Here is a 15,248-nt window from a genome sequence, read left to right on the forward strand (position 1 = left end):
AGAAGGACCAGCATGAGTACGACCGCGGAATCCATGAAGACACCGACCTACGGCAACTGGCGTCGCCCTCGCCGGGCCGGGCTGGGCTCGCTGGGCCTGGTCGGGACCGTCGGCCTCTTCGGTGCGCTCGTGATGATCCTGATCTCCTCGATGGTCTCCCTGAGCGCGGCCCTGGTGGTGGGGCTCCCGCTCGGGGTGATGCTGGCGCCGCTGGCGATCCGTACCCAGGACGGCCGCAACGTCTACAACATGGCCGCCGTCCGGATCGGGTGGCTGCGGCGCAAGTCCAAGGGGCAGCACCTGTACGCCTCCGGGCCGCTGTCGACGCGGCCGGGCGGCCGGTTCCGTCCACCCGGGCTGCTCAGCCGGGTGACCATGCTGGAGGGACGCGACCCCTACGACCGTCCCTTCGGCGTGCTCCACCACCGCAACCGCAACCAGTACACCATCGTGCTCAGTTGCGAGCCGGACGGCGGCTCCCTCGTCGACCCCGACCAGGTCGACACCTGGGTGGCGCTCTGGGGCGAGTGGCTGTCCCGGCTGGCGCACGAGCCGGGCCTGCGGGGCGCCGCCGTGGTCATCGAGACCGCCCCCGACCCGGGCACCCGCCTCGCCACCGAGGTGCTGGGTCGCATCTCCCCGGACGCCCCGCCGGCCGCGCGTGCCGTGATGGAGGAGGTGGTGCAGACGTACCCGGACGCGTCGTCGGAGATGAACACCTTCCTCACCCTCACCTACTCGGCACCCGGGGGTGCCCGGCGCGACCACGACACCATGCTCACCGACCTGGCGCTGCGGCTGCCGGGCGTGCTCAGCGGGTTGGTCGCGGCCGGCGGCGGGTCGGCGGAGCCGCTGTCGGCCGAGCGGATCGCCGAGGTGGTCCGGGTCGCGTACGATCCGGCCGTCGCCGCGGAGGTGCTCGACGTCCGGGCCCAGCACGGCAGCACCGGGCTGGAGTGGGCCGACGCCGGGCCGGCCGCCGCCGTCGAGACGGTCACCCACTACCAGCACGACTCCGGGATCTCCCGCAGTTGGTTGTTGACCCTGGCGCCGCGCGGCACGGTGCGCTCCGGTGTGCTGCGCAGCCTGCTCGACCCGGCGATGGGCATCCGCCGCAAACGGGTGGCCCTGGTCTACCGCCCGATCGACCCGGCGACCTCTGCCAAGATCGTGGAGTCGGATCGCCGGTCCGCCCAGTTCATGGCCAACTCGACCCGCGGCCTGGTCCGGGCCCGCGCGATCTCCGAGATCGAGGCCGCCGAGCAGACCGCGACGGAGGAGGCTTCCGGCGCGGGACTGGTCGAGTTCTCGATGCTGGTGACGCTGACCGTCGACTCGGCCGCCGAGGTCCGCGACGCCGACGTGACGATGCGCAACCTGCTCGGTGCCACCCGCATCGCGATGCGTCCGGCCGACCGGATGCAGGCCGCCGCGTTCTCCTGCGCGCTTCCGGTCGGCATCCTGCCGTGGGAGCAGACGATGATCCCGCACGAGCTGAAGGAGGCGCTGTGACGCAGACCCTTGGCGGCCTCGGGACCCGGCTGCTGGATCTCGGCCGGGGCTGGCCACGGCACGCCTCCGGACCGATCACGGCAATGTCCGATCTGGTGGTGCCGGCGGCCGAGGCGCAGGACCGGGAGCCTGACGAGACCGGCAAGCAGACGCCACGCGCGCTGCGCCGCGAACGTCGACGCAGGGCGCAGGAGGAGGCGGCCGAGCAGCGGTACCTGCGACGGCTGGCCCGGGCCAACGCGGACGACAACGTGCCGCACCGCGGCTCGTACACCCTGGGTGGTGGCCGGGTGGCCGCGGTGGATCCGCCGACCATGTGGCGGGCGACCACCGTGCAGGCCTGCGGCCTCTGGCCCTTCGCCTCCGGCTCCGGCGCACCGATGACCGGCATCCCGCTCGGCCAGCACATCCACACCGGGGCCACCGTCTGCGGTGACCCGCTCAACTGGTTCACCCGGGCCCGGTACATCTCCAACCCGTCGCTGTTCATGCTCGGCATGCCCGGCCTCGGCAAGTCGACGCTGATCAACCGGATGCTGATCGGGCTGACCGCGCAGGGCGTGGTGCCGCTGGTGCTCGGTGACCTCAAACCCGACTACGCCGACACCGTCCGCGCCCTCGGCGGGCAGGTCATCTCCATCGGCCGGGGCGTCGGCGGGCTGAACATCCTCGATCCCGGCGCGATGGGCAGGGCCGCCGCGAAGATCGGTGGACAGGCGGGCCAGGCCCTGGCCGCCGAGACCCACGGCCGGGTCCTCAACATGGTCGCGGCGCTGCTCACCATCGTCCGTGGCGTGCCGATCAGCGACCACGAGCAGTCGGTGCTCTCCGCCTGCCTGCGGCACCTGCGCGAACACACCCCGCCGGGGCAGACGTTCCGGCTGCCGCAGCTGCTCAGCGTGCTGGAGGAGGGGCCGCCCCGGGTCCGGCAGATCACCCTCGACCGGGGCCAGGAGTCCCGCTACCGTGATGCCGTCGACCCGCTGCACCGGTCGCTGCTCGGCATCCTCGACGGCCCGCTCGGCGACACCTTCGCCTCGGAGACCTCGACCCGGATCGACCCGGACGCCACCGCCGTCTGCATCGACATCTCCCGCATCGGTGAGGCCGACGGGCAGCTGACCGCCGCGGCGATGCTCGCCGCCTGGTCGGACGGGCTCGGTACGGTGGCCGCCTCGCACGCCCTGGCCGACGCGGGACTGGCACCCCGCCGCTGGTTCTTCACCGTCCTCGACGAGCTGTGGCGTCCGCTGCGGGCCGCCTCCGGCATCGTCGACCGGATCGACGCCCTCACCCGGCTGAACCGCTCCCTCGGCCTCGCCGACGCGAAGATCACCCACACCCTGAAGGACGCCGAGGCGCTGGGTTCGGAGGCCGATAAGGCCAAGGCCCGGGGCTTCGTCGAACGCGCCGGCATGGTGGCCTGCGCCGGCCTGCCCAAAGCGGAGATGGAGGATCTGGGGCGGGTGGTGGGGCTGTCCCGGCGCGAGATCGAGCTGGTGTCGTCCTGGTCGTCGCCGCCGGGCTGGGCCCAGGAAGGCGGCAACGAGGAGCCGCCCGGCCGGGGCCGCTTCCTGATCAAGGTCGGTGGCCGGCCGGGCATCCCGATCCGGGTCGCGATCACCGACGCCGAACGCCACCTGCACGACACGAACACCCGCTGGGTCGCCAACGGCGACGCCGAGCGGCTGAGGGCCGAACGGGCCGCCGTGGTACGGGCCGTGACCGGCGGCGACCTGCCGAGCACCGCCGGGCCGGCGCCGCGCGGGGACCACCAACAGCACCACGAACGGGGCACCGATGAGTAGCCGCCCGGCAGGGATCGGAAGCGAGTACCTGCCCTGGCTCATTCCCGGCTTCGCCCTGCTCAACCTCGTGGTCTTCGTCCTGCTGTGGCTGGGCGGCGCGCTCGCCGCCGCGCTCACCGGGCACGGCTGGCAACCCGCGCCGTTCACCCTGGACACCCACCTCAGCCTGGTCAGCGGGGCCACCGGGAAGGTCTGGCCGGGGGTTCCGCCGTACCTGGTCTACGGCGGGGCGGTCACGCTGGTCCTGCTCGGCAGCACCCCGGCGGTCCTGCTCGCCCGGGGGATCGTCCGCCGGCTCCGGGAGCCCCGCAGTCTCGCCCGACCCGGCGAGCTCAGCGGCATGATGGGCAAGGGAAGCGAGTCCCGCGCCCGCGAACTGCGCCCGTCGCTCAAGGAGGCCGCCCGGCTGCGCCCCGACGAGACCGGCAACCTGCTCGGCGACCTCATGCCCGCCGGGCCCGAGTTGCGCTCCTCCTTCGAGGACGTCGAACTCGACCTGATGGCGCCACGCGCCGGCAAGTCCACCGGGATCGCCATCCCACGGGTGTTGCGGGCACCCGGCGCGGTCCTGCTGACGTCCAACAAGTCCGACGTGTTCACCGTCACCCGGCAGGAGCGTACGAAGGTCGGCCGGGTGTGGACCTTCGACCCGCAGGGCATCGCGTACACCGAGCGCGAGATGTGGTGGGACATGCTCAGCGGCTGCGACACCATCGAGGGCGCACGGCGGTTGGCCGGCCACTTCGTCAGCTCGGTCAACGACGACTCGTCGAAGAAGGACTTCTGGATCGCCGCCGCCCAGAACACGCTGACCGCGCTCTTCCTCGCCGCCTCGCGCAGCGGTTCGTCCGTCGAGGAACTGCTCTCCTGGCTCGCGGACCCGGCCGACCGCACGCCGGTCGACCTGCTCCGCGACGTCGGCATGTCGGCGATGGCCGACCAGTTGCAGGGCACGGTACGCGGCGCCGTGGAGACCCGCGACGGCATCTACGAGACCGCCCGGCAGTGCGTCGCCTGCCTGCTCGACCCGCAGATCCTGGCCTGGGTCAGCCCCGACCCGAACCTTCCGGAGTTCATCCCGGAGGAACACGTCCTCGGCCGGGACACCCTCTACCTGCTCTCCAAGGACGGCGGCGGCTCCGCCGCCGGGGTGATCGCCGGGCTGGCCGACGCCATCATCCGCGCCGGGGTGGTCGCCGCCGAGCGGATGGGCGGCCGGCTGGACCCGCCGATGACCGCCATCCTGGACGAGGCGGCCAACGTGTGCCGCATCTCCGACCTGCCCGACCTCTACAGCCACCTCGGCTCGCGGGGCATCAGCGTGGTGACCCTGTTGCAGAGCTACCGGCAGGGGGTGCGGGTCTGGGGCGAGCCGGGGATGGACGCGCTCTGGAGCGCCGCCACCATCAAGCTGCTCGGCGCCGGGCTGGACGACGCGGACTTCGTCGACAAGGTGGCCCGCCTGGTCGGTCAGCACGACGTGCGTACCCCCTCATACTCCCGCTCCAAGGACGGCTCGTCCCGCTCGGTGTCGTACCGGCAGGAGCAGGTGCTGCCGGCGGACAAGATCCGGGCCCTGCCCAAGGGCACCGCCCTGCTGCTGGCCACCGGTGTGCGGCCCGCGCTGATCCGACTACGCCCGTGGTACAAGGAGCCCGATGCCGCGATGATCTCCGCGGCGGCCAAGGCCGAGGTGCAGGCCATCACCGAACGCGCCGCAGCGAGCTGGCAGCGACGGCAACTCGGCCGGGTGAGCTGAGGGCATGGCGCTGAAGAAGCTCCAGGCGGCCCGGCAGGCCCAGAAGCAGGCCCAGCGGCCGGTCATCGGCTTCGACGCCTCGCAACTGGCCTGGCTGGTGATCTCTATGATCGGGATGCTGCCACTGGCGGCCCTCGCGGTGCTGGCCCTGATCATCCTGGTCGTCATCTTCGCCATGGCCGGCGGCTCGCAGATGACCTCCGCCGCCGCCGACCCGTCCAGCAGCGGCGGCCCGGGCAGCGCCAACGCGCTGATCGAGCTTGCCGGCGGCGACGGTCGGGGCACCTTCTCCGGGGCGAAGGTGCCGGACCAGGAGCTGGTCGCGCCGATAAAGACCGCCGCCAAGGAGTGCGCGCTGCTCACCCCGGTGATCCTTGCGGCGCAGATCGAGTACGCGTCCGGGTTCGACGCGGACAAGGAGGGCCCGCAGGGGCGCAAGGGGCTCTCCCAGCTGACCCCCGAGGTGTTCGACGAGTTCGGTGAGGACGACGACGACAGCGGCGAAGCCTCCGCGCTCGACGCCAAGGACTCGATCCACGCCCACGCGCGGTACTTCTGCCACCTGGCCGCCGAGACCAAGCGGTTGCTGGCGGCGAAGGAGGTGGTCGGCGACCACCTCACGCTGACCCTGATGGCCTGGGACATCGGCCTGGAGGGAGTCAAGGCCCAGGGCGGCATGCCAGTGCTCGCCATGGGCAGCTACCCGTTCCAGGTGCGTGGGCTCTTCGCGACGTACACCAGCGACGGCTCGGAACCGGAGCCCGACCCCGACCCCGACTCCGCCACCGCCCTGCCCGTCCAGGCGGATCCGGACGACGAGTCGGACACCGACGGCACGACGTTGCTCAGCGGGTCGGACTTCGCCGCGATGTTCCCCAGCCGGAACTCCTTCTACAGCTACGCCGGGCTGACCGACGCGATGGCGAAGTTCCCCGCCTTCGCCGGCACCGGCGACCAGCAGACCCGCAAGCGGGAACTGGCCGCCTTCCTGGCCAACATCGACCACGAGTCCGGCGGCCTGGTACACGTCGAGGAGATCAACCAGGCCGCCTGGGGCAACTACTGCGACACCGGCCAGCCCTACGGATGCCCGGCCGGACAGACCGCCTACCACGGGCGCGGTCCGATCCAGCTCAGCTGGAACACCAACTACAAGGCCGCCGGCGACGCGCTCGGCCTGGACCTGCTCAACGACCCCGACCTGGTGAAGAACGACGCCTCGGTGGCCTGGCAGACCGCGCTCTGGTTCTGGATGACCCAGTCCGGCGCGGGCACGATGACCGCGCACGCGGCGATCACCGGCGGCGGGGGCTTCGGCGAGACCATCCGGACCATCAACGGCGCCCTGGAGTGCGGCGGCCGGAACAGCGCCCAGGTGCAGGCCCGGGTCGACGCGTACCAGCGGTTCGCCAGCACCCTGGGCGTCGACCCCGGCGACGAGAGCACCCTGAGGTGTTAGGGCGAAGTGGAGTGACCCCGCGATGACGCAGGCGACACCGCCGGGCTCAGCCGAAGAACCAGAGGACGCCGAGGAAGCCAGGCCCTTCTTCATCCTCTACCTCTACGGCGAGGAGTACGTCGAGGAACTCCGCCGGCTCTCGTCCTGGGTGGAGGACCTGCTGCTGCCGGTGTACGGCGGCGAGGTCAGCTCCTCGTCGCCGTGGTGTCCCCGTTGGCGGGAACACCCGGAGGCGATCGCCTACCTGCACGGGCTCTGGCTGGCCTGGCAGGAGCGGACCGGCCCGAAGGCGCAGGCGTCCGACCCGGCGACATGGCACCAGAGCTACCTCTGGCCAACCATGGAGGCGCTGCGTAGCGCCAACGGTCCCTTCGCCGGCTGCAAACCCGGGTTGCACCGCCCGAAGGACCGTCCCGAGGTCGAGGCGGACGACGTGTACGACTGAGGCGGCACGGGACGACGTACGAACGCGGCCGGGATCTGATCCGGGCGAGCCGTGAACACAGTGCCGGCCGGCTGCGTTGGTGGTGGCATGACGAGTGGGGATCGAGACCGGGCCGGCTGGCTCACCGACACCGGCCGGTTCCGCCGGATCGGCTCCGCCCTGAACTGGGTGGGGGAGCGGGTGGTCGTCGTCGGCGGCGACCCCGCCGGGAGGGTCCCCGCCATGGCGGCCGGCCTCTCGGCAGAACCCGACGTCGTCACCGTCATCGGTCCGCTCGACGCCGACGACGACCGGTCGGTCATCGAGACGGTGCTACCGATCGCGGTACCGCCCGGCAGCCGGGCCCGCGTCGTGGTGCCCGGCGCGGGCGCGACGCTGGCCGGTCGGCTCGCCCGCGAGCTGACCGCCGTCCTCGACGCGCCCCGCACGCAGGTGCTGTTGGTGCCCGGCGGGTCGCTGTTCGCAGTGGACGGCTGGCTGCGGCACACCCCGGACGGCACCGTCACGCCGGCCGGACGCCGCAGCCCCGAACCCCGCTGGGAGCGTGACGTCGACGAGTTCTGCGCGGCCGAGGCCACGGCGGCCGGCGAGTTGACGCTGCTGCCCATTCCGGCGGGGATGTGGCTGTTCCGGCACTCGCCCGACCGGTCCGGGCCGGACCTGGACGACATCGTCTACGGCGTACCGGCGGATCCCACCCGGCCGCTCCTGGTGGTCGGCCGGCCCGGCCAGCCGGACCCGAGCGACGACGAACTCGGCGCACTGCTGCACCGACTCGCGCCCCGGCTGCGCCGGCGCCTGGTCCTGGCACCGTACGGATCGGCCACCCCGGCCGTCGCCGTGGCCGCGAAGCTGGCCCGCGCCGACGCCCACCCGGTCACGGTTCGCACCGGCCTGCCGGTGCTCGCGTCCGACGGCCGGCCGGTCAGCCTGGCGGTCGACGATCGGGGCGCCGGCTGGCAACCGCTCGCCACCACCCTCAGCTGTGCCCCCACCGGCGCGATCCGCCTCAGCGGGCCAGTGCGCGGAGTCGACGGGTACCAGCCTCTCGACGGAAACCCGTTCCGGCTCAACGAAGAGTGGGTCGCCGAGGTGACCCAGTCCGGGCTCTGGGTGCGGCCGGCAGGGCAGGAAACCGGGGCCCAGGCCGTGCGGACACACCCGTGGGACTTCGGGAAGCTGCGGATCTTCGTCGGACTTCCCGGCCAGCCGCCGAGCTTCCAGGTGCTGCCACTGCTCGGGGCGCTGCTGGCCCGGCTGCCCGCCGACGCCCGCCGCCGGGTGGAACTGGCGCCGGCCCGGTTCGTCGACGCCGCCGGTGTCGACATCGCACCGACTCCCACCGAAGACCTCACCACCGGGCCGGTGCCGGCGGTCCAGCGGGCGCTGGTGCTGCGCGAACCGCTGCCCGGTGCCGGCGGGCCAGCCGCGGCCCAACGCTCGGTCTCCTGCCCGGTGCCGCCGGCGACCCGGCCCGTCCGGTCCGCACCGCGCGCCGACGCGCCGGACGGGCCGGGGAAGGCTCCCGCCCCGACAGAACCGCATGGTGCGCCAGAACCAACTCCGGGCGACAGCTCCGGGCAGCCGGCAACTCCCGTCCGGCCGGGCGACCTGACCCTGGCGCTGCCCGCTCTGCCGATGCCGCCGGCCGCGGGGCGGCGGCCACGGTCCGCTCGGCGGGCGATCCCGGTCCTGGCTGCCGTCGCGGCCCTGGCGGGCGCGACGGCCACCGGATACGTGTCGCAGCCGACCTCGGCCCGGTCGGGCCCGGACGAGCAGCGCGCCCAGAGCAGCGAGCCGCCCCCGTCGCCGGGTGATCCCGCGCTGGCGCTGCCGGAGCCGTCGGTCATCTCGACGGCACCCACACCCACCCCGCCGATCGCTGCTCCCTCGGCCGCCGCGGCCTCCCGCGCCGTACCCGGTGTGGCGGCCTCGACGCGGGCACCGGCGGCGCGGGCCAGCCGACCGTCCGCACCCACCCCGTCCCGGTCATCGGCGTCACCGTCCGCCTCGGCCCTTCCCGGCCGGGTCAACAGCTCCGGACGAAACCTGGCGCTCGCCGGCTCCGCCACCGCCTCCAGCGTGGAAGCCGAAGGCCGGCTCGGGGCCGGCCAGGCCGTCGACGGCGATCCGGACACCCGATGGGCCAGCGCCTTCGCCCCGGATCCACAGTGGCTGGCCGTCGACCTCGGGGAGATCTGGCAGGTCGGCCAGGTCAGGCTGCGGTGGGAACGGGCGTACGCGACCGCGTACCGCGTCGAACTGTCCGCCGACGGGCGGACGTGGCGGACCGTTCACCAGACCGGCAGCGGCGCCGGTGGCGTCGTCGACATCGCGTTCGTCCGGACGCCGGCCCGCTACCTGCGGATGGTCGGCACGGCCCGCGACATGCCGGGGTACGGGTACTCGATCTACGAGTTCGAGGTGCGCTGACACCGGCGGCCCGGCCGAGCCGGGTGCCGCCGATGACCGCCGGCGCCCGGGACCACGTCTGGGTCGCCCTGGGCCCTTCGCCTCAGGCGTCCCGGCCCTGCCGGTCGCTAGCCTGCGATGCGCCACATAGATCATCCGGCATGAGGGAGGCGACCGCCGTGGACACCGACGTCTGCCCGACGGGATCGGTCGGGACCGACACCGACGGGGTACGCCGGATGCGGGCCATCTTCGCCGCGAACGCCCAACCGCTGTACTACTTCCTGCTGCGGTTGACCCGTGGGCAGCGCGAACTCGCCGAGGACCTGTTGCAGGAGACCATGTTGCGGGCGTGGCGCCGGCTGGGGGAGCTGCCGGCGGAGGCGGACACGATCCGCCGGTGGCTCTTCATCGTCGCCCGGCATCTGGCGATCGACGCGGCCCGGGCGCGCGCCGCCCGGCCGGCCGAGATCTACGGCGTGGACGTGGGGTGGATGCCGTCACCGGAGAACGTGTTCGAGGAGATCGTGGACCGCTTCACCCTGGCCGACACGCTCTGCCGGCTCACCCCCGAGCACCGTGCCGTGCTGGTCGAGCTCTACTACGGCGGCGCCTCGGTCGCCGAAGCGGCCAGCCGGATCGGGATCCCGGAGGGGACGGTACGGTCGCGATCGTTCTACGCGCTGCGGGCCGCCCGGGGCATCCTGGACAGCGTCGACGAACTGGTGTCATGACCGGTACGCGGGCCCGGGTTGGCCGTTGCGGCCCGCCGCCCGGTTCCGCAGTTCCCAGCTCGCGGCCGCCACCGCCACCGGTGAGAGCCAGCCCAGCCCGGCGGCGACCGCGCGGACCGCGCCGAGCAGGTCGGGGGCCTCGAAGTGGCCGTACACCAGACAGCCGCGCACCGGCGCGCGGAGCAGCGAGGTGATCGTCCGGCGGTCGGTCGCGCCGGTCAGGATGATCACCCGCGACCGGCGGGCCAGGGCGGCGACCAGCTCCTGCTTGTCCGGCCCGGTGACCTGCTCGTCGAGCAGGGTCACGGCGGGGTGCAGCCGGTCGGCCAGGGCCACCGCCTCACCGCGGTCACCGGTGGCGGCGACGACCCGGATCCGCTCGCCGGAGTCGAGCACGGCGTGCAGGGCGGCCCGCTCGACCGCGCAGGGATGGGCGATCAGCGCGGTGACCACCATGGACCGGCCGTCCGTCGCTCCGCCGGGGACGTTGCTCGGCTCTTCGCGGGCGTCGCTCATCGGCCGGCCGCCGATCCGTCGCTCATAGATACCCCATCCGGGCGGTGGTGCCGGGCGGAAGGGCCCGTCGTCAGTACGACGGCGGCTCGGGCCGTGGTGTTCAGCCGATGGCCCGCCGGATGGGAGACGGCCGGCGGCCTACTGCCGTCCGGTCCACCGCACCACCGCTTCGGTGCGGTTACGGGCCTGCAACTTGGTGAAGATGTTCGCGAGGTGGTTCTTGACCGTCTTCTCGGTCAGCAGCAACTGGCGGGCGATCGCCGCGTTGGCATGCCCGGCACAGAGCAGCGCCATCACCTCCTGCTCGCGTGGGGTCAGGCCGAACCCCTCGCGCATCGTCCGGATGGTCTCCGCCCGATCCGTCCCCTCCTGCTCGCGGGCCGCCTGCTCACGCAGCACCGAGATGGTGACCGAGGCGCTGCGCGGCGACAGCCAGCCCTGACCGGCGGCCACGGCCCGGACCGCGCGCAGCAGCTCCGCCGGGTCGAACTCACCGTGGACCAGGTAGCCGCGGGCGCCGCCGCGCAGCATCCCGGCGATCAGCTCGTCGGCGTCGTCACTGGTCAGGACGAGCACGCGAGAGTGCTCCGTGAGCTGGCTGACCACGCTGAGCCCGTCGGCGATCGGCATCCGATGGTCCAGCAGGGTCACGTCCGGGCGCAGCCGCTGTGCCGTGGTCACCGCGGTCCGCCCGTCGGGCGCCTCACCGACCACGGTCACGTCCTCGGCGCTGGCGAGGTAGCCGCGTAACGCCATCCGTACGATCGGATTGTCGTCGACGATCATGACCTTGATCACGGCGACCACCCGCCGCTCCGGATCGTGGCGACGCCGGCCGCAGCCGAGAGCGGTACGTGGGCCACCACCGTGGTGCCGCCCCCCGGGCTGGAGTCGACCCGCAGCGTGCCGCCGATCGCCTGGGAGCGTTCGGTCATCCCGATGATGCCGAAGTTGCCCGCGGTGGAGAGCGTGGTCAGCTCGTCGGGAAGGGCGAAGCCGACGCCGTTGTCGTGGATGGTCATCATCACGTCTCCCGCCCGTTCGTGCAGGCCGACCTCGACCAGCGTCGCGTCCGCGTGCCGGGCCACGTTCTCCAACGCCTCGTTGAGGATCTGGGCCAGTTCGTACCGGGCCGCTGGGGTCGGCTCGACGGCGGTGGCGTCGAGGCGCACCGGTACGCCGGTCCGTTCCGACCAGGCCCGGCAGGCCTGCCGCAGGTACTCGGCCAGCGGCCGGTCCAGCGCGTCCCGGCGTAGCCCGGAAAGCAGCTCGCGAGCCTCCCGGATCGCGGTGTCGGCCCCGGCGGAGACGGTGCTGGCAAGCTCCTCGGCCAGGTCGGGTTGGCGGCGCAGCAGGCTGGGGAGCGCGACGGCGGCGAACGACACCCCGCGCAGCGTTTTCGCGACCGAGTCGTGCAGCTCGCGTGCCAGCCGGGCCCGCTCCGAGGCCGCCGCCGACTGGTGGGCGCTGGTCACCGCCGCCACCGAGGCGTCGATGTACCGGGCCAGGGCCGCGGTCACGACGGCGGCGCCGTACCCGCAGACGATATCGATCATCGGGAACGCGAGCACGAACGGAGCGGCGACGGAGTCTGCCGTCTGCGCTCCCTCGGCCCGCAGCAGTTGCGTCGCCACGGTCAGCCCGAGCCCGGCGTTGACGATCCAGAGTGGTAGCGCGCGGGTGCCCAGCAGGGCCCCGGTGAGCGCGGCGAAGCCGGCGGCGTAGCAGAAGAAGGCGATGCCGCCGCGGCTGAGCACCAGAACGGCGATCATCAGCGCGGTGTCGACGGCCAGGAAGCACAGCCGCCACCGGATGACGGCCGGCCATCGGCTCAGCACGCTGATCTGGAGGATCGTCGCGGCGGTGATGACGACAAGGGTGCCGACGGTCTGCCAGGTGTCGTCCACGAGGCGGATGCCGACACCGACCGCCGCCAACGTCAGCGCCAACCTGCCCAGCAGGATGGCTCGGCACAGGGCGACGTACGCGACGAATCGGCTCATCCGGTCGCGGTCAACCTACGGTGATCTTGTCAATGTCCGGGGGCGGACCGGTGTCGTTGTAGAAGGTGAGGCTGACCCGCCCGGCCGGGACGAGGGCGGTGTACTGGAAGGTGTGGGGGGTGTCCCAGTCGGTCCCGGTGAGACGGTGGGTGGTCGGCGCCTCCCCGTTGACGGAGATCTTGAGAGTGCGCTCGCCCTTGACCTGGTAGGTGACCGTGATGGTGCGAAGACCGGCCGTCGGCGTGGTGAGGTAGGCGGTGAGCCGGCCGAGGTAGCGGACGCGGGCGCCGCCCTCGCAGGTGGCGCAGCTGACGACGCCGGCGCCTTCGCTGAGCAGGTTGCCGGGATCCTCCGCCTGCACACTGATCGGCACGAACGGCGGCGGAGTGGAGCGGCCTGTGGTGACAGACGGCGCTGGCGTCGGGGCCGGCGCTACCGTACCGGCCGGGTTCGGCGCGGGGCCCGAGGTCGGCGTGGCGTTCCGCACGGTCGGGCTCGACGTCGGCTCGGCGTTCGGCGCGGCGGGACCCGCTGCCTCGGTGGCGACGGGGGAGGGCGATGCCGGGTCGGTCGGGGCGGTCGTCGCCGCGGGGGCGACGACCCCGTCCTGGGACCCGTCCGGGCGGCGCTCGTCCGGCGCGAGTAGCGGTGGCACCGCGACCGCGGCCAGCGCGATCGCGCCGGCCAGTGTGCTGATGCCCACCCAGTGCCCGGTGCGGGTCGGGCGATCCGGATCTGGTGCGCTGCCGATGCGTGCGACCGGATCGGCGACATTGGACACTACTTCGTTGGGCACCGTTCAATTCCCCCACGGAGAGCCATGAACCATGCACGTGACGGGCCCACGGTACACACCGGGTATGCAGACAGACAACGCCGGGCCGACCCAATCCGGGACGGAATGGGCGGCTCCACGGGCGGTGGTCCTGTTGATGTGCGGTATCCACCGGAGTCGCTGTAGCAGGTCCGGCCGACGTGTCCGGCAGAAGTCTAACTGGCGGTGATCCATGGGATCGAGGACCGGGGACGAGCGCGAAGGTGCCGAGCATCACAGCGGGTGGGCCGGGGCTGGCGCGCTAACGGCTGAGGAATGCGTCGATGCGTTGGCTTGCCTCCGGGCCGGTGGCGAGGGTGGCGATGGTCTGCGCCTCGTCGTGCGCCACCTCCTCCGGCGAACGCTGCCACGAATCGCGCAACAGGCGTTTCGCCTCGCCGAGAGCCCGCACCGGTCCGGCGCCCAACTCGGCGGCCAGCGCCTCGGCGCGCGCGTTCAGGTCGCCGTCGTCGACCACCTCGGCGACGAGACCCCACTCCAGGGCCTCGGCCGCGGTGAGGGTTCGGCCGGTGAGGGTCAGGTGCAGGGCACGGGGCTGCCCGACCGCCCTCGGCAGCAGCCGGGAGAAGCCACAGTCCGGCGTCAGGCCGACCGCGGTGTACGCGGCGGCGAACCTGGCCGACCGGGCCGCCACCACGACATCCGCCGACAGCACGGCGGCCAGCCCGGCGCCCGCCGCAGCGCCCTGCACCGCCGCCACGACCGGCTTCGGCAGATCGGCGAGTGCCCGCAGTCCACGGTCGAGCGTGCCGGCGAGGCGGTGCACGTAGGCTCCCCGGTCGGCTGCGGCAGCCATGGCCGCGAGATCGCCACCGGCGCAGAACCGTCGGCCCGCGCCGGTGAGCAGCACGGCCCGTGCCGTGGTGTCGGCTCCGGCTCGCCCCACACACGCGGCGAGCGCCTCGGCGGTGGGCAGGTCGATCGCGTTGGATGCGGCCGGCCGGTCCAGGGTGATCCGGGCGAGCGCGCCGTCGAGTTCGTAGCGCACCGGTCCGCTCATCGGGGTGCCATCCGCAGCGCGCCGTCCATCCGGAACACCTCGCCGTTGAGGTAGTCGTGGTCGATGACGCTCAACGCCAGCTGGGCGAACTCGTCGGGCCGGCCGAGGCGTCGGGGAAACGGGATCCCGTCGGCCAGCGCGGCCCGGAACTCCGCGGAGACGGTGGCGAGCAGCGGCGTGTCGATGATGCCCGGCGCGATGGTGCAGACCCGGATGCCGTACTGGGCGAGGTCCCGGGCGGCCGGCAGGGTCAGCCCGACGATCCCGCCCTTGGAGGAGGAGTAGGCGGCCTGGCCCACCTGGCCGTCGAAGGCGGCCACCGAGGCGGTGTTGATCACGACGCCGCGCTGGCCGTGCTCGTCTCCCTCGGTCCGGGCGATCTGCTCGGCGGCCAACGCCAGCACGGTGAAGGTGCCGATCAGGTTGACCTGCACGATCTTCGCGTAAAGGGCAAGGTCGTGTACGCCCCCGCGGCCGAGGATCCGGGCCGAGGGGCCGATCCCGGCGCAGTTGACCACGATCCGCAGCGGGACCCCGGAGCCGGCCGCGGTCTCCACGGCGGAACGCACGCTCTCGGCGTCGGTGACGTCGGCGGCGAGGTAGGTGACCCCCTCGACCTGCGGCGCGTTGGCGATAGCCGGTTCGAGGTCGAGGGCGAAGACGGACGATCCCCGGGCGGCCAGGGCGGCGGCGGTGGCCGCGCCGAGTCCGGAGGCGCCGCCGGTCACGACGGCGGCGGTGTCGGTGATTCGCATGCTGATTACT

At 73.1% G+C, this 15,248-nt stretch carries 13 protein-coding genes; 7 read left to right on the plus strand and 6 right to left on the minus strand.

What is annotated here, in order from left to right; translation table 11 throughout:
- The first annotated feature begins 12 nt into the window (after positions 1 to 12).
- From ACQPYA_RS14260 to ACQPYA_RS14290, 7 genes are all read left to right on the plus strand, one after another.
- Positions 13 to 1,512, plus strand: coding sequence for an SCO6880 family protein (locus tag ACQPYA_RS14260; RefSeq protein WP_433533063.1), 1,500 nt, complete (start codon positions 13 to 15; stop codon positions 1,510 to 1,512).
- On the plus strand, positions 1,509 to 3,320 hold the full coding sequence (locus tag ACQPYA_RS14265) for an ATP/GTP-binding protein (RefSeq protein WP_433533064.1): 1,812 nt from the start codon (positions 1,509 to 1,511) through the stop codon (positions 3,318 to 3,320). The genes ACQPYA_RS14260 and ACQPYA_RS14265 overlap by 4 nt, the downstream gene beginning before the upstream one ends.
- Positions 3,313 to 5,079, plus strand: coding sequence for a type IV secretory system conjugative DNA transfer family protein (locus ACQPYA_RS14270; RefSeq protein WP_433533065.1), 1,767 nt, complete (start codon positions 3,313 to 3,315; stop codon positions 5,077 to 5,079). The genes ACQPYA_RS14265 and ACQPYA_RS14270 overlap by 8 nt, the downstream gene beginning before the upstream one ends.
- Positions 5,080 to 5,083: 4 nt before the next feature.
- On the plus strand, positions 5,084 to 6,538 hold the full coding sequence (locus ACQPYA_RS14275; RefSeq protein ID WP_433533066.1) for a glycoside hydrolase family 19 protein: 1,455 nt from the start codon (positions 5,084 to 5,086) through the stop codon (positions 6,536 to 6,538).
- Between the two features lie 22 nt (positions 6,539 to 6,560).
- The gene (locus tag ACQPYA_RS14280; protein ID WP_433533067.1) at positions 6,561 to 6,983 is read left to right on the plus strand and encodes a DUF4913 domain-containing protein; all 423 of its coding nucleotides are present in this window, start codon (positions 6,561 to 6,563) and stop codon (positions 6,981 to 6,983) included.
- A gap of 87 nt (positions 6,984 to 7,070) precedes the next feature.
- Positions 7,071 to 9,416 (plus strand): discoidin domain-containing protein, encoded by a 2,346-nt coding sequence (locus ACQPYA_RS14285; RefSeq protein ID WP_433533068.1) that lies wholly within the window; start codon positions 7,071 to 7,073, stop codon positions 9,414 to 9,416.
- Positions 9,417 to 9,556: 140 nt separating this feature from the next.
- Positions 9,557 to 10,129 carry a sigma-70 family RNA polymerase sigma factor gene (locus ACQPYA_RS14290; protein WP_433533069.1) on the plus strand — a complete coding sequence of 191 codons (573 nt, stop codon included), beginning with the start codon at positions 9,557 to 9,559 and terminating at the stop codon, positions 10,127 to 10,129.
- On the opposite strand, the gene ACQPYA_RS14295 is transcribed toward ACQPYA_RS14290, so the two are convergent.
- The 6 genes from ACQPYA_RS14295 to ACQPYA_RS14320 form a co-directional block, all read right to left on the minus strand.
- Positions 10,124 to 10,645: a hypothetical protein gene (locus tag ACQPYA_RS14295; RefSeq protein ID WP_433533070.1), complete on the minus strand. Its 522-nt coding sequence runs from the start codon at positions 10,643 to 10,645 to the stop codon at positions 10,124 to 10,126. The genes ACQPYA_RS14290 and ACQPYA_RS14295 overlap by 6 nt on opposite strands.
- A 138-nt stretch (positions 10,646 to 10,783) precedes the next feature.
- Positions 10,784 to 11,452, minus strand: coding sequence for a response regulator (locus ACQPYA_RS14300; protein WP_433533071.1), 669 nt, complete (start codon positions 11,450 to 11,452; stop codon positions 10,784 to 10,786).
- A complete protein-coding gene (locus ACQPYA_RS14305; RefSeq protein WP_433533072.1) occupies positions 11,440 to 12,648 on the minus strand; it encodes a sensor histidine kinase in 1,209 nt (402 codons plus the stop codon). Before ACQPYA_RS14305 ends, ACQPYA_RS14300 begins: the two co-directional genes overlap by 13 nt.
- Positions 12,649 to 12,658: 10 nt before the next feature.
- Entirely contained in the window at positions 12,659 to 13,444 is a 786-nt protein-coding gene (locus ACQPYA_RS14310; protein WP_433533073.1) for a hypothetical protein, read from the minus strand.
- 280 nt (positions 13,445 to 13,724) lie between these two features.
- Entirely contained in the window at positions 13,725 to 14,483 is a 759-nt protein-coding gene (locus ACQPYA_RS14315; protein ID WP_433533074.1) for an enoyl-CoA hydratase/isomerase family protein, read from the minus strand.
- A complete protein-coding gene (locus ACQPYA_RS14320; RefSeq protein WP_433533075.1) occupies positions 14,480 to 15,238 on the minus strand; it encodes an SDR family NAD(P)-dependent oxidoreductase in 759 nt (252 codons plus the stop codon). The genes ACQPYA_RS14315 and ACQPYA_RS14320 overlap by 4 nt, the downstream gene beginning before the upstream one ends.
- Positions 15,239 to 15,248 lie beyond the last annotated feature (10 nt).

The sequence above is a fragment of the Micromonospora sp. CA-263727 genome (genome assembly GCF_050942455.1).
In the GTDB taxonomy this organism is placed as follows: Bacteria; Actinomycetota; Actinomycetes; order Mycobacteriales; family Micromonosporaceae; genus Micromonospora.